The following is a 21,323-nucleotide window of genomic DNA, read 5'->3' on the forward strand; positions in this document are numbered from 1 at the left end:
CTCCGTGGGGTCGTGATCGGGCAGGCCCGGCTGATACATGTAAACCTCTGGCCTGTGTGTATTTCAACGCTGGGAGTGATATTTTTCAAACGATTTAATTTAATGGATTCACAAGTATTTCCAATACTTCAGACGACTGCACAGGATGCGCCTGGAGACGACAATTCGCCCATCCAAGTCCCTCGCGCCTCTTGTTCGCGCCAAGGACTGTCTGCATCAGGAATACCATGTCTCGAACCTCCGCTGTCACCTTGCGCCAACTGCGCGCGTTTATTGCCGTCGCCGAAGAGGGCAGCGTGGTGCGTGCAGCGCAACGCATGCACCTGACAGCCTCCGCGCTCTCCATGCTGATCAGCACACTCGAGGGCGAGCTTGGGGCACGCTTGTTTGAGCGCACAACGCGGCGCATGGTCTTGTCCGAAGAGGGGCAAAAGCTGTTGCCGTCTATCGAAGAAATGATGGGGCAACTGGATGGCGCGATCACCGACCTGCAGGAGTTCTCGCAGCGGCGTAGCTCGCGCTTGCGCATCGCAGCATCACCATTGATGGCGGCCACACTGCTGCCGCATCTGATGGCTGGATTTCATGAGCGCTTTCCCGCTGTGCGGCTCACGCTGCGTGATCTCCCGGTTGCCGAGGTGGCGCAAGCCGTCAGAGCTGGCGAGGCCGACCTGGGCTTGTGCACCGCAGATGTGGACCCGACCGATCTTCACGCCACCGTTCTGTACCAGGACCGGTTGATGCTCGCGTGCCGGGAAGGCCACCACCTGGCAGCCCGCCCGGAAGTGCAATGGCGTGATCTCGCGGGTGAACGCTTGGCGTTGATGCAGCCCGGCTCGGGGCTACGCAAACTTTCGGCGCGTGGTCTGGCCGAGATGGGCGAAGCCGTGGAGCCGGCTTTCGAAGTGGCCAATGTGGCCACGGCTGTGGGTCTGGTGGAGGCCGGTCTGGCGATTGCGGTGCTGCCGCGTTATGCGTTGATCCGCACACGTGCCGTCGGCGTACGGGCCATAGCGTTGACCGAACCGGTGGTGGAGCGCGCCATCGTGGCATTACATGCGGCGGAACGCCCGCTCACCAGCGCTGGCGAAGCCTTTATCGCCTATGCCAAGCAGACTGCGGGGCAGGACTTCAGCGTGGCGTGAGAATTCAGCCGCTGCATTCCTCGGATCCATCTGAAAAATGCCCCCGGGTGCAGGGGCATGGCGTCAAAGCACTACAGGTGCACAGTAGTTGAGCACCGCGCGCAACAAGCTGTGCGCCGTGATCATCGAGGTGCGTGGATTGTCATGGTCGGGCCGGTTTTCCAGACGCAGCAGCATGTGGCCGGCTTCGCCCCAGGCCTCGACTTCATGGCAGTTTTCACTGACACCAGGGTCCGCCCAGAGTTCAACGCTGGTGTGGTCCAGTCCCAAGCTAGCCAGCGCCACCGTGGCCGCCACGTTGGCATTGCGCGGGTAGTCGCGCGCGGCATCACGAGCGCTGCCGGCAAACACCAGCGCCGGTGCCGCCAGCGCATCCAGCGACAGCGATGCTGCGGCCGGACTGCCGGCCCAAGCGGCAGGCGGCTTGCGCCCGCGGTAGACCACCTTGCCAAGCCCTGCGTCGCACGCGGCGCTCAGCCAGTCGATACCGCCAATGGCACCGGAGACCAACAACACCTGACGCCCCGCCCCGGTCGCCAAAGCGCGCAAGCGCGCAAGGCGTATGTCGTCGGTCAGCGCACCAACGGACGCCAACAGCAGATCACAACCAGACGACAACACCGCCTCCGCATGGGCGTCCACGGCCGCATGGCCGGCACACTCCACCACCAGGGCCGGGCGTTGCGCCAACCAAGGAGCACGCTCGACGCTCAACAAAGGTCGCAGGCCGGCCAGATCGCCATGGGCCGCGGCCTGCGCCGGCTCAAGCTCATGCACCAGAATCCCGGTGATTTCTATGGCTTCGGAATGGGCCAGCAGACCCCGCGCCAATCTCTGGCCTATGGCACCAAAACCGATCAGAGCAACACGCAGTTTCATGCCCGGCCTCCGAGCGACACACGAGATGCTTCAGCGGCTTGCGTCGGCAGCTTCAAGCCGCTACGCGCCAAGGCATCACGCGCTTTAGCCTTCTCGGCCTCGCTCAGATTGAGCAGCGGGCGGCGCACCGGCCCGCCGGTCTGGCCCAGAAGCTCCAGCCAGTATTTGCTATACGCCTGTGGCGTGCCCGAGGGTCTAGCCGAAGCAAAGGCTTGGCGCGCAGGCTCCAGGCTGTCGCGCACCGCACGTGCCTCCAAATACTGGCCTTCAAAGGCCAGGCGGGTGTATTCGTTGATGCGTTGGTCAACAGCGGTCTGCAGCAGAAACGGCGGCGTAGAACACAGATACAGGCGCCAACCAAGTTCCACAATGTTGTCCAGCCAGTCCTCCTCCGATGCCGAACTCACCAGGATCTTGTGACCCGCCATTTCGGTCAGCCGCTTGTACAGCGCGCGTTCTACGCTGTACTTGATGGCCACGATATTGGGCAACTCGGCAATACGCGCACACAGCTCCGGGCTCATGATGTAGCCGCAGTCGGGATGGTTCCACAGCGCAATACCGATGTCGGTCTGCTCGCTCAGATAGCGGTAATAGGCATAGACCGTCTCATCGGGGTTGTGGTGGAAGTGCAGCACCGGGCTGTGCACCACGATGTAATCGGCTCCGACATTCTGCGAGTGGCGTGCCAGCTCCAGCACCACATCGAGGTTGGCATCCGAGCACGAAGTCACGATGCCGCAGCGGCCGTGCGCCTCTTCCACCGCAAGTTCAAAAGTACGTTTGCGTTCTGCAACCGACATGGAGAAAAACTCACCCTGCTTGCCGCTGACAAACAAGCCGCCCAGGCCAAGGGTGCGAATCCAATGCCTAAGGTTTTGCCGAAAGCCGGTTTCGTCAAACGAAAGGTCTTCAAGAAAGGGGGTGGTGGTGGCGGCCCAGACGCCGCGAAAGTGTTCACGCGCGTAATCTTTGGCGTCGTACTTGCTGTACTTTGTGCTCATGGTGTAGCGGGATCCAGGTAAAGAGAGATGGCAGGAATCGATCTATGGAAACTCGATTCGACGCCAAAGCCGCTCTCCCAACAAGCGAATGTTTTTTGCGGATCGCTCAGAAAATCTGAGTGTGCTTCAGCTCAACACGCGCACCCTCATTCTTCATGGGCGCCCGTGCCAAGCGCCCCACACCAAGCGGTTTGGGGAGATGACCGAACAAGGGTTGACAAGCCCGGCCATCAGCTCTATCGCCCGTTAGACATCAAGCCTAGGGCCGCAAACACAACACGGCTGCGCTCGCCGTGTATCGGTGCATAACACACCACGCGAGCCGGTTACGCGGCCGCCAGCAACGCCAGCATTTGCGCCTCGTCCAAGACCGCCACACCCAGCTCCTGCGCCTTGCTGAGTTTGCTGCCGGCCTCGGCGCCGGCCACCACGTAGTCAGTTTTTTTGCTCACCGAGCCGGCCACTTTGGCACCTGCGGCCTCCAGCGTCTCCTTGGCTTGCTCGCGGCTCAGCGTGGGGAAGGTGCCGGTGAGCACAAAGGTTTTGCCGGCCAGCGGTTTCGGCGCTTGCGCTGCGGGCGCGCCCTCTTCCCAGGTCACACCGCAGGCGCGCAATTGCTGCACCACTTCGCGGTTGTGCGCCTGGTCAAAGAAGGTGCGCAAGGCCTGGGCGACGATGGGTCCGACATCGTTGACCTCCAGCAGTTGCTCCACACTCGCATCCATGATGGCGTCCAGCGTGCCGAAATGCCGCGCCAGGTCCTTGGCCGTGGCCTCGCCGATGTGGCGTATGCCCAAGCCGTACAAAAAACGCGGCAGAGTGGTTTGTTTGGACTTCTCCAGCGCCGCCAACACGTTCTTCGCCGACTTGTCGGCCATGCGGTCCAAGGCCGAAAGCGCCGTCAACCCCAGTTTGTAGAGATCCGGCAGCGTGCGGATGACATTGGTTTCCACCAGTTGGTCGACCAGCTTTTCACCCAGGCCTTCGACCTCCACCGCGCGGCGCTGCGCAAAATGCAGAATCGCCTGCTTGCGTTGTGCGCCGCAAAACAGCCCGCCGCTGCAGCGGTGGTTCATCTCGCCTTTTTCGCGCACCACGGTGCTGCCGCAGATGGGGCATTGGCGTGGCATACGAAAGTTCGGCACGTACTGCGGGCGCTCTGCGACCACCACGCCGACCACCTCGGGGATCACATCGCCTGCGCGGCGCACAATGGCCTGGTCGCCCACACGCACCTTCTTGCGGCGTAATTCAAACAGGTTGTGCAGCGTGGCATTGGTCACCGTCACGCCGCCGACAAACACCGGCGCCAGGCGCGCCACGGGTGTGAGTTTGCCGGTGCGGCCCACTTGCACATCAATACCTTCGACGCGTGTGATCTGCTCTTGCGCCGGGTATTTGTGCGCCACGGCCCAGCGTGGCTCGCGGCTCAGAAAACCGAGTTGGCGTTGCAGCGCCAGGCTGTCGACCTTGTAGACCACACCATCGATGTCATAGGGCAACTGGTCGCGTGCAGCGCCGATCTTTTGGTGGAACGCGATCAATTCCGCAGCGCCTTGCGCACGTGTGACCTGCGCCGCGACCGGGAAACCCCATGCCTTCAGCGTTTGCAGCATGTCGAAATGTGTGGCAAAAGCCGGGCCGCCATCGGCTGCGGGCGTGACTTCACCCAGGCCGTAGGCAAAGAAACTCAGCGGGCGTTGCGCGGCAATGCTCGAATCCAACTGGCGCACCGCTCCGGCGGCTGCGTTGCGCGGGTTGACGAAGCTTTTTTCGCCCTTCTCGCGCTGTTTCTCGTTCATGGCCTCAAAGTCGGCGCGGCGCATGTAGACCTCGCCGCGCACTTCAAGCACAGCAGGAACCGGAGGCACTGTTTCGCCGCCGGGCCGCCCCAAGGCGAAACGCTCCCCCTCGGGGGGCAGCGAGAACACGTCAGTGCCGAGCGTGGGGGCCCCAATTCGCAGCGGGATCTGCTTGATGGTGCGGATGTTTTGCGTGACGTCTTCACCGTTTTCGCCATCACCGCGTGTCGCGGCCTGCACCAACACACCATGCTCGTAGCGCAGGTTCATGGCCAGGCCGTCGAACTTGAGTTCACACACGTAGGTGATAGCTGCATCGCTCTCGGCCAAGCCCAGCTCGCGCCGCACCCGACCGTCAAAGGCGCGTGCACCTTCTTCGGTGATGTCGGTCTCAGTCCGGATGCTGAGCATGGGCACGGCATGGCGCACCGAGGCAAACACCGGCAACGGTGCGCCACCTACACGTTGCGTGGGCGAGTCGGCGCTGCGCAGTTCGGGGTGCGCCTCTTCAATCGCCTGCAGGCGCTGAAAGGCGCGGTCGTACTCGGCATCGGGCACGCTGGGCTGGTCGAGCACGTAGTACTGGTGCGCCCAGGCATGTAACTGCTGATGCAGTTGCGCCACTTCCTGGGCCAGTTTGTCGGCGCCAGCGCCATCAGGCGCTTGCGCGCCAAAGAGATCTTGCGTGCTCATAAGGGCTTAACTGAACAAACGACGCGCCAGCGCCGAACCGGCAGACAGTTCGCGCGCATCCAGCGTGTCGTAGAGTTTTTCGAGATCAACACCAATCTGGTCCATCACCTCGGCTTGCAACGGACGGCCGTCGTCGTCGGTCACCATGCCGTCCATGGCCTGGGCCAAGGTGTTGGCCACTTCGCGCATGCGGGCGAAAGGCTGCTCGCTGCGCGCGACTTGCGGCACGTCCAGGCTCAGCGAGATTTCGCGTATGGCCGATTGATCCGGGTCTTCGGCCAGCGCGGCCTGGGAGTCGAACGCCAGGCCCAGCACGGCGGGCTGCCCTGCCACACTGGCCGGCAGCACCATGCGGCCGGGAATCAGGCCCGGCACAAAACCCAGGCGCGCCGCGTGTTGCTGCACATAGCCGGGGCTCCAGGCGGTGCGCATGGCGCGCAGGGTGAAGCCGAGTTGCGCGTCGTGGTCGTTGGCAAACTGGTCTAGCTCACGGCCACGCGCCACTTCTTCGCGCATCTCGGGAAATTCGGGCGCGCCCCCCACGGCGTCGCAGAAGGCCGTGGCCTTCATCACGTATTCGGAGTACTCGATTTCGTTCAGCGCGCCGGTACGGTTGGCAAGTTGCACACCGGCTTGCAAGGCGTCGTAACGCTGGCCAGCTTGCGGCGGCTCCCACTGCTGGCTGGCGCTGTTCAGGCCTTCCACCGCAAATGGCTTGCTGCCCACGCGGCGGGTGCTGGGCAGCGCGGCCAGCACGGCGTCGCCGGACACTTCGGCCTCCAGCGAGATCGACGCAATCACGTCGATCAACGGGTCCAGCCCGGCGCGGCGCTCGGGTGATGGAATCGCCATACCGGCAAAGCCGTCATCAAAACCGGGATCCTGGCGCTCGGCGCCTTCACCCGCAGGATGCGCGCCGTCCAGGGTCGGCTCCTGCTGAAAAGCGGAATTTGCGGGCTTGCTGTCGCCGGCCTCGGGCTCGGCCTGGCGCGGTGCGTTGCGGCGCGAAGTCCAGGCGCCATGGGCCACCACGGCGGCCAACACCACACCACCGGCCACGGCCAATCCAATTTGTAGGGTACTGCTCATGCTTGTTAATTTGCCTCCGCCATCGAAAGCGCAGACTCCATGTCGACGGCCACGATGCGCGACACACCCTGCTCCTGCATCGTCACACCGATGAGTTGCTGGGCCATCTCCATGGCGATCTTGTTGTGGCTGATGAAAAGAAACTGTGTGCCTTTGCTCATGCTGGACACCAGTTTGGCGTAGCGCTCGGTGTTGGCGTCGTCGAGGGGAGCGTCCACCTCGTCGAGCAAACAAAACGGCGCGGGGTTCAGTTGGAAGATCGCAAACACCAGGGCAATCGCGGTCAGCGCTTTTTCGCCGCCGGACAGCAAATGGATGGTCTGGTTCTTCTTGCCCGGCGGCTGGGCAATCACCTGCACGCCGGAATCCAGAATCTCGTCACCGGTGATCACCAGGCGGGCGTTGCCACCGCCAAACAGCTCGGGGAACATCTTGCTGAAGTGGTCGTTCACGGTGTTGAAGGTGCCCGACAGCAGTTCACGCGTTTCGCCGTCGATCTTGCGGATGGCGTCTTCCAGCGTGTTCATGGCCTCGGTCAAATCGGCGGTCTGTGCATCGAGGAACTGCTTGCGTTCGCGCGCGGCGGTCAACTCTTCCAGGGCGGCCAGGTTGACCGCGCCCAGCGCGGCAATTTCGCGGTTCAAACGGTCGATTTCACTTTGCAGGCCGGTGAGGCGCACATTGCCCTCTTCAATCGAGCGGGCCACGGCTTCCAGGTCGGCCTTGGCGTCAGTCAGCAGCTGGTCGTATTGTTCGAAACCCAGGCGCGCCGCCTGTTCCTTCAGTTGCAGCTCGGTGATGCGCTGGCGCAGCGGGTCGAGTTCGCGTTCCAGCTTCAGGCGGCGCTCGTCGCTGGCGCGCAGCTTGGCGGTCAGGTCGTCGTAAGTGCTGCGTTTGGCGCCCAGGGCGGCTTCGCGTTCGGACTTCAGCTCCAGCGCGTTCTGCAGGCCGGCTTGCGCCGCCGCGTCGCTCAGGCGCGCGAGTTCGTCGCGGGCCCGTTGTTCTTCGTCGGTCAGTGCGGTGGTTTGCTGCGCCGCCATGTCGATGGAGCGCGTGAGTTCGGTGCGGCGCGCGCCCACGCTGCGGTGTGCAAACGTGGCTTCTTGCGCCTGGCGCTCCAGCCCGCGTTGTTGCTCGCGGCATTCGGCCAGCTTGCGCTGCACCTCGATCACACGTTCTTCCAGTTGGGCGTGGCGCTCTTGTGTGTCGGCCAACTGCATGTCCAACTCTTCAAAGCGGCCTTCGGCGGTGACGCGGCGCTCTTGCAGGTCTTCGAGTTGTGCATCAACTTCCGCCAGGTCTCCGGTCAACTGCGCGTTGCGTGCACGCGCCTGCTCGGCCTGCTGCGCCAGGCGCATGGTTTCCACCTGCAACTCGTGTGCACGGCCCTGTACTTCGGTGGCCTCGCGGCGCGCCGTCACCAGGCGCTGCGAGGCTTCGCCGTAGGCCGCTTCGGCACGCACCAGGGCGCTGCGGCTGTCGTCGACGATGAAGGTTTGAGCGCGCAGTTGTTTCTCTAGATTCTCGATCTCCTGCGCCCGCGCCAGCAGCCCGGCCTGCTCTGAGTCCTGGGCATAGAAGTTCACGCCATGCGCACTGACAGCATGGCCGTTGGCCACGTAGATCACTTCGCCGCCCTTGAGCTGGCTGCGCTGGGCCAGCGCTTCGTCCAGGTTCTCGGCCGTGAAGCAACCTTGCAGCCAGTTTTCCATCAGCGCGGTCAGGCTGGCGTCATGGATGCGCAGCAGGCTGGCCAGGCGTGGCAGGCCAGCAGCGGCCACAGGCGCGCCGGCTGGTGGCGGGCTGTAGAAGGCCAGCTTGGCCGGTGGCGCCTCGGTGCCGTTGTGGCCCAGGAAGCCGCGCACCATCTCCAGGCGCGACACTTCCAGTGCGCCCATGCGTTCGCGCAAGGCGGCTTCCAAGGCGTTTTCCCAGCCCTGCTGTATGTGCAGGCGTGTCCACAGGCCTTGCAAGCCGTCCAGGCCTTGCTTGGCCAGCCAGGGCTGCAGCTTGCCATCGGTGCGCACTTTTTCTTGCAGCGCCTTCAGCGCTTCCATACGCGCCGAGAAGTCGGTTTGTTTGCTCGACTCGGCATTCACCGTTTGCTGGGCCGTGCGGCGCGCGTCGTCCAACTGCGGCACACTTTCCTGCAGGTCTTGCAGGCGTGCATCGGCCTCGGCGGCCGCCTCTTGCGCGGCGGCCAATTGTTCCTGCAGGTCTTGCAGGCGCGCCTCATCCGGCGCGGCCAGGGCTTTCTGGTCGGCGCTCAGGCGGTCGCGGCGCTGGTTGAGCTGGCGCGACTGTTCTTCAATGCTGCGCTGGTCGGCCGCCAGCACCTGGATTTGCTGCTGTACCTGGTTGACCTGGGTGCGTTGTTCGTTGGCCTCGTTTTGCGCGCGGCGTTGCGTATCTTCGAGGTCAGGCAATTGCGCGGCCTGCTCTTCCACCTGCGCGGCCAGCAGTTCGGCCTGCTCTTCGGCGTGTACGCCTTGGGCTTCGAGGTTTTCCACCTCGGCCGTGGCGTCGTCGCGGCGCTGCGCCCACTGCGCAATCTGTTCTTTCAGCGTGACCAGGCGCTGCTCGACACGCTGGCGCCCTTCGACCACAAAGCGAATCTCACCCTCCAGCCGGCCGACTTCGGCGCTGGCCTCGTAGAGCTTGCCCTGGAACTGGTTGACCTCGTCGCCAGCGGCGTAGTGCGCCTGGCGCACGGCCTCCAGCTCGGCCTCCACATGGCGCAGGTCGGCCACGCGTGATTCGAGGTCGTTCACGGCCTGCAGGCCGTCGGTCTGTATCTTCGCCTTGTCGCCCTCACTCTCGGTCTTCTTCAAGTACCACAGCTGGTGCTGCTTGAGCGAGGCGCTGGCATGTAATTGGTTGTAGCGGTTGGCGACTTCGGCCTGCTTTTCCAGGCGTTCGAGGTTGGCATTCAGCTCGCGCAGGATGTCTTCAACACGCGTCAGGTTTTCGCGTGTGTCGCCCAGCCGGTTTTCGGTTTCGCGACGGCGTTCCTTGTATTTGGAAACACCTGCGGCCTCTTCCAGGAACAGCCGAAGCTCTTCGGGCCGCGACTCGATGATGCGGCTGATGGTGCCCTGGCCGATGATGGCGTAGGCGCGCGGGCCCAGGCCGGTGCCGAGAAACACGTCCTGCACGTCGCGCCGGCGCACCGGCTGGTTGTTGATGTAGTAGCTGCTGGTGCCATCACGCGTCAGCACGCGTTTGACGGCGATTTCGGTGAACTGGCTCCACTGGCCACCGGCGCGGTGGTCGGCGTTGTCGAACACCAATTCCACGCTGGAACGGCTGGCCGGCTTGCGCGTGTTGGTGCCGTTGAAGATCACGTCTTGCATGGACTCACCACGCAGCTCGGAAGCCTTGCTCTCACCCAGCACCCAGCGCACCGCATCCATGATGTTGGATTTGCCGCAGCCGTTCGGCCCCACCACCCCTACCAGTTGGCCTGGCAGATGAAAGGTCGTGGGCTCGGCAAAGGATTTGAAGCCAGATAACTTGATCGAACTAAGACGCACCGCACACCCTGTGTTGTAGAACCCGCAGTTTTACTATGCAACGCACAGTTCAGCCGCTAAGCCCTTGTTTTGTAACGAACTTTTTACATTGTGTGGGCACCGCTTGCGGCGGCGCACAAGCGGGCGAGTTTAACCGAGGGCTTGGCACTAAATCACGCTTGCTTTGGGCTGCCTCAAGCGGCGGGTTTGCGACGTTTTCAATAGCTGCCTGCGCTGATAAAAAAAGCGCAAACGGCTTATTTGGCTTAAACGCCTAGCGTTGGCCTATACGCGCACCGATGAACAAGTCCTTGTACTCGCGCGGCTGCGAACGCCAGTATTGCGGCGGCGCCTGCACCTGCGCGCCGAGCTCGGCCGCCACCTGCCAGGGCCAGCGCGGGTTGAACAACACGGCACGCGCCACACCCACCATGTCGGCCTGGCCGTTGGCCACGATGGCCTCGGCGTGCTGGGCTTCGGTGATCAGCCCGACCGCAATGGTGGGCATGCCGCAGTCTTGTTTGATGCGCTCGGCAAACGCCACCTGGTAGCCCGGCGACAACGGAATTTTTTGCTGCGACGACACACCGCCGCTGGACACGTGGATGAAGTCGCAGCCACGCGCCTTGAGCGCCTGGCCGAAGACCACACTTTGTTCCACGTCCCAGCCGCCATCCACCCAATCGCTGGCCGAAAGGCGCAGGCCCACAGCCATGGTTGCTGGCACGGCCGCGCGCACCGCGTCAAACACTTCCAGCGGGAAACGCATGCGGTTCTCCAAACTGCCGCCGTAGGCATCGGTGCGCTGGTTGGAGATCGGCGACAAGAACTGGTGCAGCAGATAACCATGCGCGCCGTGCAGCTCAATGGCGTCTATGCCCAGCGCGTGTGCGCGGCGCGCGGCCTGCACAAACGCGGCTTTGACACGAGCCAGACCAGCTTCATCCAACGCCAGCGGCGGTACTTCGCTGGCATTGTGTGGCACGGCCGACGGCGCCACCGTGTCCCAGCCGCGTGGCTGGCCCGGCGGCACCTGCTGGCCGCCGGCCCACGGCACTTCGCTAGACGCCTTGCGGCCGGCGTGGGCCAACTGCACGGCGATGGGAATCGGCGCGAAGCGGCGAATGCCCGCCAACACCTTGGCCAAGGCCTCCTGGTTGGCGTCGCTGTAAAGCCCCAAGTCATCGGCCGTGATGCGGCCAATGGCTTCCACCGCCGTGGCCTCGATGATCAGCAAGCCGGCGCCCGAAGCCGCCAGTTGGCCCAGGTGCATCATGTGCCAGTCGGTGGCATTGCCATCGTCCGCGCTGTATTGGCACATCGGGGCGATGACGATGCGGTTGGCCAGGGTCAGCGGGCCGATGGACGTGGGGGAGAACAATGCACTCATAGGATTGGATCACTCTGCAAGAAGGAAGCGCAGGTTATAGCAGCGCCGCATAAAGTCTGCCCGGCGCGGGCCGTATTCCAATACGCTTGCAGTAGCATGCGAGCGACGCGGCAAAACCTACGCAAATCCTCCGCCCTCACAACAAAAACACCATGGCAAATGCACTTCTGGCGCTGACCGGTTTTCTGATCATGTACGGGTCGCTCTACCCGTTCAACTTCACGGCAGCGCCGCCCGATGTGTGGCAGCAGGCACTGACCGACCTGAAGCTGTTCACCGGGCGGGGCGACGTGCTGGGCAACGTAGGCTTGTTTGTGCCCTGGGGCATTGCCGGCATCGCCGTGTGGGCACCGCGCAGCAGCCACCAAAAGGCATTGGTCAAAACCCTGGTGTGGGGTTTTGTGGTGGCGGTGGTGGCACAGATTGGCCAGGCCTGGGTACCGTCGCGCGACCCGGCGGTGGGCGACGTACTGTGGAACATGGTGGGTTGTGTGACCGGCGTGGCCATCAGCGTGCCGGTGCTGCGGCGTCTCTCGGCCGGCCAATTGTCGACCGAGCGCATGGTGGCCGCCGCACTGCTGGCAGCCTGGGTGGTTGGTGAATGGCTGCCCCTGGTGCCCAGCCTGGACTTGCAACTGCTGAAAGACAAGCTCAAGGAACTCATCAGCCCCAGCGATTTCAGCCTGCGTGAACTAGTGCTGCGTGCCGCGCTGGCCTTGCTGGTGGGCCAACTGCTGACGGAACTGCAGTTCTTCAAAAGCCGTGCGCAAGGCATTCTGGGCCTGGCGCTGCTCTGCGGGGCGGTGATGGCGGGCAAGTTCTTCATCCAGGGCAGCCATGTGGAATTTGCCAGCATGCTGGGTCTGGCCGTGGGTGTGGTGGGCTGGGCGGTGTTGTCCGGCATGCCAGAGCGGCAGCGGCGGCAAGCCGTGTCGATCGCGCTGTTTCTGGCGTATTCGATTGCCTCGCTCGCCCCGTTCACGCTGGCCCAGGTGCCCGGCGACATGCGCTGGATTCCGTTCGCGGCCATGCTGGAGGGCTCCATGCTCGCCAACGTGGGCGCGCTGGTCGCCAACCTGGTGTTGTTTGGCGGCATGCTGCACATGGCGCAACTCGGCGGCTCCAAGCCTATGACCATCAGCGTGCTGCTGGCGGTGTGGGTGCTGGTGATGGAGTCGGCGCAGATCTTCATCTCGACACGCACGGCCGATATCACCGAGGTGCTGCTGGTGCTGGCCTTGGGCCAGGTGTTGGCCCTGGTGCCCATCAAGCGCAAGGAAACCGCTGCGGCAGTTCGGCACAGCGGGCACCGTGCACACGGCGGGCCGCGCGAAGCCACGGCTCAGCGCGACGCGCGCACCGCCACGACGGCTTCGGCACCGGCCAGCGCCTCGGCACCCCTGAGCGCCCCCTCCGCCACCTCCTCGTGGCGCAAAAGCCTCATCGCCACCGCCGTGCTGGTGGCGCTCATCGTGCTGGCCATGTCGGCGGTGTTGCGCCTGCCGGGCATTCCTTACAACGTGGTGGACATGTTCCGCGCCGATGCCAGCCCGCTGGCCATAGCCTGTTTTGCACTGGCCGTGGTGTCGATTGGTGCGGGTCCGGTATGGCTGGCCCGCTGGTTGCGCCGCGCACGCCACCCGGCGCTGCTGTTCCCGTTTGCCGCCTTGGCGGTGTGCCTGGTCACGCTGACGTTTTTGTGGTCGGGTGTCACCACCGAAAGCATTGAAGACATTGCCGGCTCGGCCAACATCAACTGGTTTGTCATCAACAAAGACATCTGGGGCGAGACCATGCGCAAAGTGTTCATCACCCTGGACGCGCCCGGCAGCATCAGCTTCCTGGAGTACTGCGTGCGCTTCTCGGCGCTGTACGCACCGCTGCCGATCTTCCTGGCGCTGATGATGGTGCTGCGCCCGCCGCGCCACAAAAAGGGCCTGCCCGTGGGCCGTCAGCTGGCGATTGTGCTGGCGGCCGGCCTGACGCTGTGGCTGTGCAAGGGCATTGCGTTTGACTGGAGTTCCACCGACAACCTGAACGAACTGATTGAACCCGACGGCGAAATGGGCTGGGGCGGTGGTGGTTATCTGTACCTGCTGGTGGCCTTGATGTGTGGCAACGCCGTGGCCTTGGGCTCCATGGGTGAGCTGCGCTGGGGTCAACGCATGGCAGCAGTGTTCACGCTGGTGCTGTCGGTGCCGCTGAGCTGGTGGCTGTTGACCCACGGCTTGAATGACCAGATTGAAAAATACGGCGCCGTGTTCTCCGGCCCGCAATTCCTGCTCGGGCCCGACCGCACCCACCCGTTGAGCACACCCGAGTTGCTGATGCGCTGGGTCGGCTTGTTTCTGGCCGGCATTGGCGCCATGGCCGCGGGCGTGTGGATCGGCCTGCAAAGCCCTAGGCCTAAGCTGCGGCAACGTATGCCAAGCGCCCCGGTCACACGCGCCTAGTTTTGCCCAACGCAGCCACCAGCCAGGCCATGCCCAAGGCCAACAGCACCGAGGTGATCTCGGCCGTGCGCGCAGGCTGGTAGCGCTGGCTCCATTCAGCGCCAAATGCAAGCAGCGCCACGGCCACAGCGGCCACGGGCAGCCCCAAACCCCGGCGCACAGCCCCCCAGATCAAGCTGCCAAAGCACAACGACTCGAGCGCCACCGTGGTGATCACCGATTCGATGTTGCTCGACAAGGACGACGCAAACGGCAGCCACAGCATGGCCTTGGGCGGGCCTGGCCACTGAAACGGCCACAAGGCATGGACGCCATAAGTGATCAGCGCCACACCAAACAGCAGCCAGGTCCTGAGCCCGTCATGTGCTTGCGCCATCAGCCACCACAGCCCAACACCGGCCAGAATGCCGAGCACCACGGCCAGCCCCGGGTTCTGATGCCAGACCACAAACTTGCCCAGCAGCATCAACAGACCAGCCGCCACACCCGCACGGCCCACAGCCGCGCGGCTCGCCCCCACGGAATGCAGCCACTCGGCCAACGCCGCCAAGCCCATCACCGTCATGCCCAGATGCAACCACAGGCGGCGCGGCTCCCACCAGGGCTGGTGCAGCAGGCCCAGCAGCTTGTGCAGCCATGCACCGGGGTTGAGCGACGGCACTAGCGGAAACAGCTCGGCCACCAGCCACAACACCAGCAGCGCCATGACAAAGTAGTTGCCCTGGCGCAAGCCGGGGCGGCGCTCTGCGGCCCGTGTGTACATCTGCGCCATCACGGCGCCGAAACCCCAGCCGAGCACATGCCCCAGCATATTGAACAACACGTCCGACAGCGCCGGCGTGCGTGGCAAAAACTTCTGCAGCCACTGCAAGCCGGCCGCAACCACCAGGGCGATACAAAACCACACGACGAACCGCGCCGCGCTGCGCACACCACGTGCGGCCAGCAAACACCCAAGCGGGAAAAACAACGCCACGTTTTCCAGCACGTCACTGAGGTCGGACGTGCCGTTGAACAGAAACGCCTGCGGATGTGCAAAGTTCCATTCGAGCGGAAACAACGAGCCGTAGACGATGAGCAGCAGCACCAGCCCGACGGCGATGCGGTAGTGGCTCACGCTCGTGGTGTTCGGCGTCGTGTCAGCCGTGGCAGCAGACATGGCGGCGGGACGTGCAGTCATTTCCTGTCCTTGATGTTGTGTGGCCCGAGCAGCAAATCGCGCTGCCCTTCGGCACAGCCCTTGATAAACGCCCACGCCGCCTGCATACGCGCCAGGTGTTTGATCTCCACCGGCATCGACATCCAGAAGGTGCGCGTCATCAGCCGTTCGGGCAACACCGGGCGCAGGCTGGCATCCTGGTGCCCAATGAAGCGCGGCAACACCCCAATGCCGGCACCGGCCGCAATCGCCTGGTGCTGCGCCAATATGCTGGTGCTGCGCAGGCCCACGCGCTCGGGGCGGCACAACTCGTCCAGGTAATGCAGCTCCTGGCTGAACAACAGGTCGTCCACGTAGCCAACAAACATGTGCTGGTCCAGATCTTCGCGGCTTTGGATAGGCGGGTGTGCGTCTAGGTATTTGGCCGAGCCATACAAGCCCAGCACGTAGTCGGTGAGCTTCAGCACCACGAACGGGCCGCGTTTCGGCCGCTCCAGCGTGATCACGATGTCGGCCTCGCGGCGCGAGAGGTTGACCACACGTGGCACGGCCAGCAAATCCACCACCAGGCGCGGGTGCTGCGCCACCAGTTGGCCGAGTTGCGGCGCCAGCATATTGGTGCCATAACCTTCGGTGCAGCCTACACGCACCACACCGGCCAGGTCGCCCGCCGGGTCCAGCACTTCGCGCTGCACGGCGATGGAAGCCGTCTCCATGTTCTCGGCGTGCCGCAGCAGTTTGCGGCCGACCTCGGTCAGCGTGTAACCAGCGGGCATGCGGTCAAACAAAGGGGCGCCGATGGCGGCTTCCAGCGCCTGGATGCGGCGCGACACGGTCGTGTGGTCCACCTCCAGACGGCGCGCCGCCACCACCAGGCGGCCGGTGCGTGAAAGCTCCAGAAAGAAGCGCAAGTCGTCCCAGTTCACGGTTGCCTCCCAGTCATTTTTGCAGCGTGATTGCGCCCGTATCGCTGTGCAAATTTGCAGATATCAATCGTAATTTTGAAGCTTGTAAGGGCGTGTTTGCAATGTTAGCATCGTCCGAGAAGGTGCTTTAGACACCGCAAACTTGCCCAAATGGACCGATCACGGAGACAAACATGACCACCCCAACCACCATCAAAATCCCCACCGTCAAACTGCTGATCAACGGCGAGTTTGTGGAGTCCAAGACCACGGTGTGGCGCGACGTCGTCAACCCCGCCACACAAGAGGTGCTGGCCCGTGTGCCGTTTGCGACAGCGGACGAAGTTAATGCCGCCGTGGCCTCGGCCAAGACCGCGTTCAAGACCTGGCGCAAAACCGCCATCGGTGCCCGCGCACGCATCTTCCTCAAGTACCAGCAACTCATCCGCGAAAACATGGGCGCGCTGGCCGCCATCCTCACGGCCGAGCAAGGCAAGACCCTGCCCGATGCCGAAGGTGATGTGTTCCGTGGCCTGGAGGTGGTAGAGCACGCGGCCAACATCGGCAACCTGCAGTTGGGCGAACTGGCCAACAACGTCGCCGGTGGTGTGGACACCTTCACCCTGCTGCAGCCGCTGGGCGTTTGCGCGGGCATCACACCGTTCAACTTCCCGGCCATGATCCCGCTGTGGATGTTCCCCATGGCGATTGCCACCGGCAACACCTTTGTGCTCAAGCCGTCCGAGCAAGACCCCATGGTCACCATGCGGCTGTGTGAACTGGCGCTGGAGGCCGGCATTCCGCCCGGCGTGCTCAACGTCATCCACGGCGGCGAGGATGTGGTCAACGCCATTTGCGACCACGCCGACATCAAGGCTGTGTCCTTCGTGGGCTCGACCAAGGTCGGCACCCACGTCTACAACCGCGCCACACTGGCCGGCAAACGTGCGCAATGCATGATGGGCGCGAAGAACCACGCCATCGTGATGCCCGATGCGAACAAGGAGCAAACCCTCAACGCCATTGCCGGTGCGGCCTTTGGTGCGGCCGGCCAGCGCTGCATGGCACTGTCGGTGGTGGTGCTGGTGGGCGAAGCCCAGCAATGGGTGCCCGAACTCGTGGCCAAGGCCAAGACGCTGAAGATCGGTGCCGGCACCGAAAAAGGGGTGGACGTGGGCCCGCTGGTGTCGTGCGCCGCATATGACCGTGTCAACGGCTTGATCGCCCGAGGCGAGGCCGATGGCGCCAAGCTGGAGCTCGATGGCCGCAAGCCCACGGTGCCCGGCTTCGAGAAAGGCAACTTCGTAGGCCCAACCATCTTCTCGGGTGTGAAACCCGGCATGACGATTTACGACCAGGAAGTCTTCGGCCCGGTGTTATGCCTGGCCGCCGCCGACAACATCGACGACGCGATTGAACTCATCAACAGCAACGTCAACGGCAACGGCACCGCCATCTTCACGCAAAGCGGTGCGGCAGCACGCCGCTTCCAGGAAGACATAGACGTGGGCCAGGTGGGCATCAACGTGCCGATTCCTGTGCCAGTGCCATTGTTCTCGTTCAGCGGCTCGCGCGGCTCCAAGCTGGGCGACCTGGGCCCGTATGGCAAACAGGTGATCCTGTTCTACACCCAAACCAAAACCATCACGCAGCGCTGGTTTGACGACAGCACCGTCTCCCATGGCGTCAACACCACCATCAGCCTGAAGTGAACACTTGAACACCCCCAGTCTTCGCGCACTGCGTGTCGCTTCGCCAACCCCCTTGCAGGGGGCGACACCCACGGCCCGGCAAAGCCGGTTCCATGGTGTCTGCGCGCGAAGACAGTAAAACCGACAACGATTGCCCTATTCATGGACTTTGAAACGTCTGAAGAACAAAGCGCGTTTGCGCAAACCGCGCGCGCCTTTGCCCGAGCTGAGTTTGCGCCCCACGCGGCGCAGTGGGATCGCGAGGCCATCTTTCCCAAGGAGGCCATCACCAAGGCCGGTGCCCTGGGCTTTTGCGGCCTGTACGCGCCCGAGCGCATCGGCGGCCTGGCCCTGCCCCGGCTGGATGCCACACTGGTGTTCGAAGAACTGGCGGCGGTCGACCCCTCGACCACGGCCTTCATCACCATCCACAACATGGCCACCTGGATGTTAGGCACCTGGGGCACGGACGCCGTGTGCCAGCGTTGGGGCGAAGCGCTGACCAGCGGCGCACAGCTGGCCTCGTATTGCCTCACAGAGCCGGGCGCGGGCTCGGATGCCGCCGCGCTGAAAACCCGAGCCGAGCGCCAGGGCGACGGCTACGTGATCAACGGTGGCAAGGCCTTCATTTCGGGCGCGGGCAGCACCGACGTGCTGGTGCTGATGGCACGCACCGGCGGCCCGGGCGCCGCAGGCATCTCGGCCTTTGCGGTGCCGGCCGATACACCGGGCATCAGCTACGGCAAGAAGGAACACAAGATGGGCTGGAACAGCCAGCCCACACGCACCATCAGTTTTGACAACGTGCACATCCCCGCCGACCACCTGCTAGGCGCCGAGGGTGAAGGTTTTCGCATCGCCATGAAGGGGCTGGACGGCGGGCGCATCAACATCGCCACCTGCTCGGTCGGCGCGGCCCAAGGCGCGTTGGATGCCGCACGCGGCTACCTGCACGAGCGCCAGCAGTTTGGCAAACCCCTGGCAAGCTTTCAGGCACTGCAATTCAAGCTGGCCGACATGGCCACCGAACTGGTGGCCGCCCGCCAGATGGTGCGCCTGGCCGCGAGCAAACTCGACGCCGCGCACGTCGACGCCAGCACCTATTGCGCCATGGCCAAACGTTTTGCCACGGACGCCGGCTTCAACGTCTGCAACGAAGCGCTGCAGTTGCATGGCGGCTATGGCTACCTCAACGAATTTCCGCTGGAGCGCCTGCTGCGCGACGCGCGTGTGCACCAGATCCTCGAAGGCACAAACGAGATCATGCGGGTGATCGTGGCGCGGCGGCTGCTGGATGTGAACACACACGACATCCCACGGTGAAACCGGACGCGCTGCACGCTTATCATCAAATCAAGCTGCAGCGCTGATTCACTGTGCATCAGCAGCTCGAAACCTCCATAGCCATCTACATTTCTCTATGACCCTAGCTTCATCCTCATCCGACGACGTGATCCTGTTCGATGAAATCGCCACCGCTGGTGGCCAAAGTTTTGGCGTGGCCACACTCAACGTGCCCGCCGCGCTCAACGCACTGTCACTGCGCATGGTGGAGCTGCTCACGCCGCAACTGCAGCAATGGGCTGCTGACGCCAACATCGCTGGTGTCATCCTGCAGGCCAGCGGCGAAAAAGCCTTTTGCGCGGGCGGCGACATTCGTGGCCTGTACGACACCATTCGCGAACACGGCAGTGCGCCCAACCCCTACGCGCAAAACTTCTTCGCCACCGAATACGTGCTCGACCACCTGATACACAACTACCCCAAGCCCTTTCTGTGCTGGGGCCATGGCATTGTGATGGGCGGTGGTGTGGGCCTGTTGGCGGGCGCGTCGCACCGCGTGGTCACGCCCACGAGCCGCATCGCCATGCCCGAGATCAACATCGGCCTGTACCCCGACGTGGGCGGCAGTTGGTTTCTGCGCCGCATGCCGGGACGCGTGGGCCTGTTCCTGGCGCTCACCGCCGCGCCGCTGAACGCGGCCGACACCTTGTTCTGCGGCCTGGCCGATGTGTGTATAGACCAGGCGCGCAAGGCCGAGGTGCTGCAAGCCATCAGCAACACCAGCTGGAGCACAGACGCCCAAGCCAACCGCGCCACACTCTCGCGCCTGCTCGACGGTTTTGTCGTGAGCGCCTTGCCCGCCTCTTTGGTGCGCGAACACTTTGACAGCGTCAACCAACTCATGGCCGGTGAAGAGCTGGCCGTGATCGACCAACGCCTGCGCAGCTTGCAAAGTGATGTGCCGTGGCTGACCACCGCTGCCACCACCTACACCAAGGGTTCGCCCACCAGCGCTGCCATCTCGTTTGCGCTGTGGCAACGTGTGCCACGCATGTCGCTGGCCGAGGTGTTCCGCGTCGAATACAACGTGTCGCTGGCCTGCTGCGCCCACCCCGATTTCCCTGAAGGCACACGCGCCCTGCTGGTCGACAAGGACCGCAACCCACGCTGGCAGCCAGCTACGTTGGCCGAGGTCACGCCGGCCATCATAGAAGACCACTTCATCGACCGCTTTGAGGGCACACACCCGCTGGCCGATCTGACTTAAAAACAAAATCAACCGGAGACCAACATGCAAAACAAGATCACCACCGTCGCCTTCATAGGCCTGGGCAATATGGGCGGCCCCATGGCCATCAACCTGCACAAGGCCGGCTACGCCGTGCGCGCATTCGACCTGTCGCCCGATGCCTGCGACAAGGTCAAGTCCGCAGGTGTGCCGGTCTCGGCCACCGCGCTGGATGCGGCACTTGGTGCCTCGGTGGTGATCAGCATGTTGCCCGCCAGCCAGCACGTGGAAGCGCTGTACCTGGGCCGCGCAGGTGAAGAGGGTTTGCTGGAAAAATTGTCGTCCGGCACCTTGGTGATTGACTCCAGCACCATCTCGGCCAGCAGTGCCATCAAGGTGGCGCAGGTGGCGGCCACACGCGGCGTGCAGGTGATAGACGCGCCGGTTTCCGGCGGCACCGGCGGCGCCATCGCCGGCAGCTTGACCTTCATGGTCGGTGCTGCCGCAGCCGACCTGGAGCGCGCCCGCCCGCTGCTTGAAAAGATGGGCCAGAACATCTTCCACGCGGGCGCTGTGGGCGCGGGCCAGACCGCCAAGATCTGCAACAACATGCTGCTGGGCATCTTGATGATAGGCACCTCCGAAGCCCTGGCCCTGGGCGCCGCTAACGGCCTGGACCCCAAAGTGCTGTCCGAGATCATGCGCCGCAGCTCGGGCGGCAACTGGGCGCTGGAAAAATACAACCCCATGCCCGGCGTGATGGAAACCGCACCCGCCTCCAAGGGCTACGCCGGTGGCTTTGGCACCGATTTGATGTTGAAGGATTTGGGCCTGGCGCAAGAAAACGCCACCACCGTGCGCGCTGCCACACCACTCGGCGGCCTGGCGCGCAGCCTCTACGCCGCGCACAGCCTGGCGGGCCATGGGGCCCTGGACTTTTCCAGCGTGATCAAACTGGTGCAGCGCAAGGGGTGAGGTGAGCGACTCACTGGAGCGCGACCGTCGCTTTCACGCGACGAAAGTTATCTGCACCTCGAATATTTGGCGTCCTCACATCTCGAGTTCGTGGGGACACCGCTATAGTTAATA

Annotated in this window: 14 protein-coding genes; 6 read left to right on the plus strand and 8 right to left on the minus strand. The window is 63.7% G+C overall.

The genetic code is table 11. From position 1 onward, the window contains the following. The first annotated feature begins 227 nt into the window (after window positions 1–227). On the plus strand, window positions 228–1,145 hold the full coding sequence (locus ACFQ95_RS08610) for a LysR family transcriptional regulator (RefSeq protein ID WP_422830435.1): 918 nt from the start codon (window positions 228–230) through the stop codon (window positions 1,143–1,145). Between the two features lie 63 nt (window positions 1,146–1,208). Here ACFQ95_RS08610 and ACFQ95_RS08615 read toward each other — a convergent pair whose 3' ends face one another. The 6 genes from ACFQ95_RS08615 to ACFQ95_RS08640 form a co-directional block, all read right to left on the minus strand. Further along, entirely contained in the window at window positions 1,209–2,024 is an 816-nt protein-coding gene (locus ACFQ95_RS08615; protein WP_422830436.1) for an aspartate dehydrogenase, read from the minus strand. Beyond that, window positions 2,021–3,028, minus strand: a complete 1,008-nt coding sequence (locus tag ACFQ95_RS08620) for a dihydrodipicolinate synthase family protein (RefSeq protein ID WP_422830437.1) — start codon at window positions 3,026–3,028, stop codon at window positions 2,021–2,023. The genes ACFQ95_RS08615 and ACFQ95_RS08620 overlap by 4 nt, the downstream gene beginning before the upstream one ends. Before the next feature lie 326 nt (window positions 3,029–3,354). After that, window positions 3,355–5,523 (minus strand): NAD-dependent DNA ligase LigA, encoded by a 2,169-nt coding sequence (ligA, locus tag ACFQ95_RS08625; protein WP_422830438.1) that lies wholly within the window; start codon window positions 5,521–5,523, stop codon window positions 3,355–3,357. 6 nt (window positions 5,524–5,529) lie between these two features. Next, window positions 5,530–6,612: a cell division protein ZipA C-terminal FtsZ-binding domain-containing protein gene (locus tag ACFQ95_RS08630; RefSeq protein ID WP_422830439.1), complete on the minus strand. Its 1,083-nt coding sequence runs from the start codon at window positions 6,610–6,612 to the stop codon at window positions 5,530–5,532. 5 nt (window positions 6,613–6,617) lie between these two features. Beyond that, a complete protein-coding gene (gene smc, locus ACFQ95_RS08635; protein ID WP_422830440.1) occupies window positions 6,618–10,145 on the minus strand; it encodes a chromosome segregation protein SMC in 3,528 nt (1,175 codons plus the stop codon). Window positions 10,146–10,398: 253 nt separating this feature from the next. Next, on the minus strand, window positions 10,399–11,514 hold the full coding sequence (locus ACFQ95_RS08640) for an NADH:flavin oxidoreductase/NADH oxidase (RefSeq protein ID WP_422830441.1): 1,116 nt from the start codon (window positions 11,512–11,514) through the stop codon (window positions 10,399–10,401). 152 nt (window positions 11,515–11,666) lie between these two features. Here ACFQ95_RS08640 and ACFQ95_RS08645 point away from each other — a divergent pair, with 152 nt between their 5' ends. Beyond that, window positions 11,667–13,967, plus strand: coding sequence for a VanZ family protein (locus ACFQ95_RS08645; RefSeq protein WP_422830442.1), 2,301 nt, complete (start codon window positions 11,667–11,669; stop codon window positions 13,965–13,967). On the opposite strand, the gene ACFQ95_RS08650 is transcribed toward ACFQ95_RS08645, so the two are convergent. Further along, on the minus strand, window positions 13,954–15,147 hold the full coding sequence (locus tag ACFQ95_RS08650; protein ID WP_422830443.1) for a VanZ family protein: 1,194 nt from the start codon (window positions 15,145–15,147) through the stop codon (window positions 13,954–13,956). The genes ACFQ95_RS08645 and ACFQ95_RS08650 overlap by 14 nt on opposite strands. Further along, window positions 15,144–16,052, minus strand: a complete 909-nt coding sequence (locus ACFQ95_RS08655) for a LysR family transcriptional regulator (protein ID WP_422830444.1) — start codon at window positions 16,050–16,052, stop codon at window positions 15,144–15,146. Before ACFQ95_RS08655 ends, ACFQ95_RS08650 begins: the two co-directional genes overlap by 4 nt. A gap of 173 nt (window positions 16,053–16,225) precedes the next feature. Between ACFQ95_RS08655 and ACFQ95_RS08660 the strand changes: the two genes are divergently transcribed. The 4 genes from ACFQ95_RS08660 (at window position 16,226) to mmsB (ending at window position 21,209) form a co-directional block, all read left to right on the plus strand. After that, window positions 16,226–17,743 (plus strand): CoA-acylating methylmalonate-semialdehyde dehydrogenase, encoded by a 1,518-nt coding sequence (locus ACFQ95_RS08660; RefSeq protein WP_422830445.1) that lies wholly within the window; start codon window positions 16,226–16,228, stop codon window positions 17,741–17,743. A gap of 141 nt (window positions 17,744–17,884) precedes the next feature. Further along, complete coding sequence (locus tag ACFQ95_RS08665; protein ID WP_422830446.1) at window positions 17,885–19,045, plus strand: acyl-CoA dehydrogenase family protein; 1,161 nt, start codon at window positions 17,885–17,887, stop codon at window positions 19,043–19,045. 97 nt (window positions 19,046–19,142) lie between these two features. Beyond that, window positions 19,143–20,273: an enoyl-CoA hydratase/isomerase family protein gene (locus ACFQ95_RS08670; RefSeq protein ID WP_422830447.1), complete on the plus strand. Its 1,131-nt coding sequence runs from the start codon at window positions 19,143–19,145 to the stop codon at window positions 20,271–20,273. Window positions 20,274–20,297: 24 nt separating this feature from the next. After that, window positions 20,298–21,209, plus strand: a complete 912-nt coding sequence (gene mmsB / locus ACFQ95_RS08675) for a 3-hydroxyisobutyrate dehydrogenase (RefSeq protein WP_422830448.1) — start codon at window positions 20,298–20,300, stop codon at window positions 21,207–21,209. Window positions 21,210–21,323 lie beyond the last annotated feature (114 nt).

Origin of the sequence: Variovorax sp. HJSM1_2 (genome assembly GCF_049316285.1) — a bacterium.
Lineage (GTDB): Bacteria > Pseudomonadota > Gammaproteobacteria > Burkholderiales > Burkholderiaceae_C > Rhodoferax_B.

Coding starts and splice junctions, on each gene's coding strand:
- ACFQ95_RS08610 (WP_422830435.1), top strand. CDS start 228: ATGTCTCGAACCTCCGCTGTCACCTTGCGCCAACTGCGCGCGTTTATT.
- ACFQ95_RS08615 (WP_422830436.1), bottom strand. CDS start 2,024: ATGAAACTGCGTGTTGCTCTGATCGGTTTTGGTGCCATAGGCCAGAGA.
- ACFQ95_RS08620 (WP_422830437.1), bottom strand. CDS start 3,028: ATGAGCACAAAGTACAGCAAGTACGACGCCAAAGATTACGCGCGTGAA.
- ligA (WP_422830438.1), bottom strand. CDS start 5,523: ATGAGCACGCAAGATCTCTTTGGCGCGCAAGCGCCTGATGGCGCTGGC.
- ACFQ95_RS08630 (WP_422830439.1), bottom strand. CDS start 6,612: ATGAGCAGTACCCTACAAATTGGATTGGCCGTGGCCGGTGGTGTGGTG.
- ACFQ95_RS08640 (WP_422830441.1), bottom strand. CDS start 11,514: ATGAGTGCATTGTTCTCCCCCACGTCCATCGGCCCGCTGACCCTGGCC.
- ACFQ95_RS08645 (WP_422830442.1), top strand. CDS start 11,667: ATGGCAAATGCACTTCTGGCGCTGACCGGTTTTCTGATCATGTACGGG.
- ACFQ95_RS08650 (WP_422830443.1), bottom strand. CDS start 15,147: ATGACTGCACGTCCCGCCGCCATGTCTGCTGCCACGGCTGACACGACG.
- ACFQ95_RS08660 (WP_422830445.1), top strand. CDS start 16,226: ATGACCACCCCAACCACCATCAAAATCCCCACCGTCAAACTGCTGATC.
- ACFQ95_RS08665 (WP_422830446.1), top strand. CDS start 17,885: ATGGACTTTGAAACGTCTGAAGAACAAAGCGCGTTTGCGCAAACCGCG.
- ACFQ95_RS08670 (WP_422830447.1), top strand. CDS start 19,143: ATGACCCTAGCTTCATCCTCATCCGACGACGTGATCCTGTTCGATGAA.
- mmsB (WP_422830448.1), top strand. CDS start 20,298: ATGCAAAACAAGATCACCACCGTCGCCTTCATAGGCCTGGGCAATATG.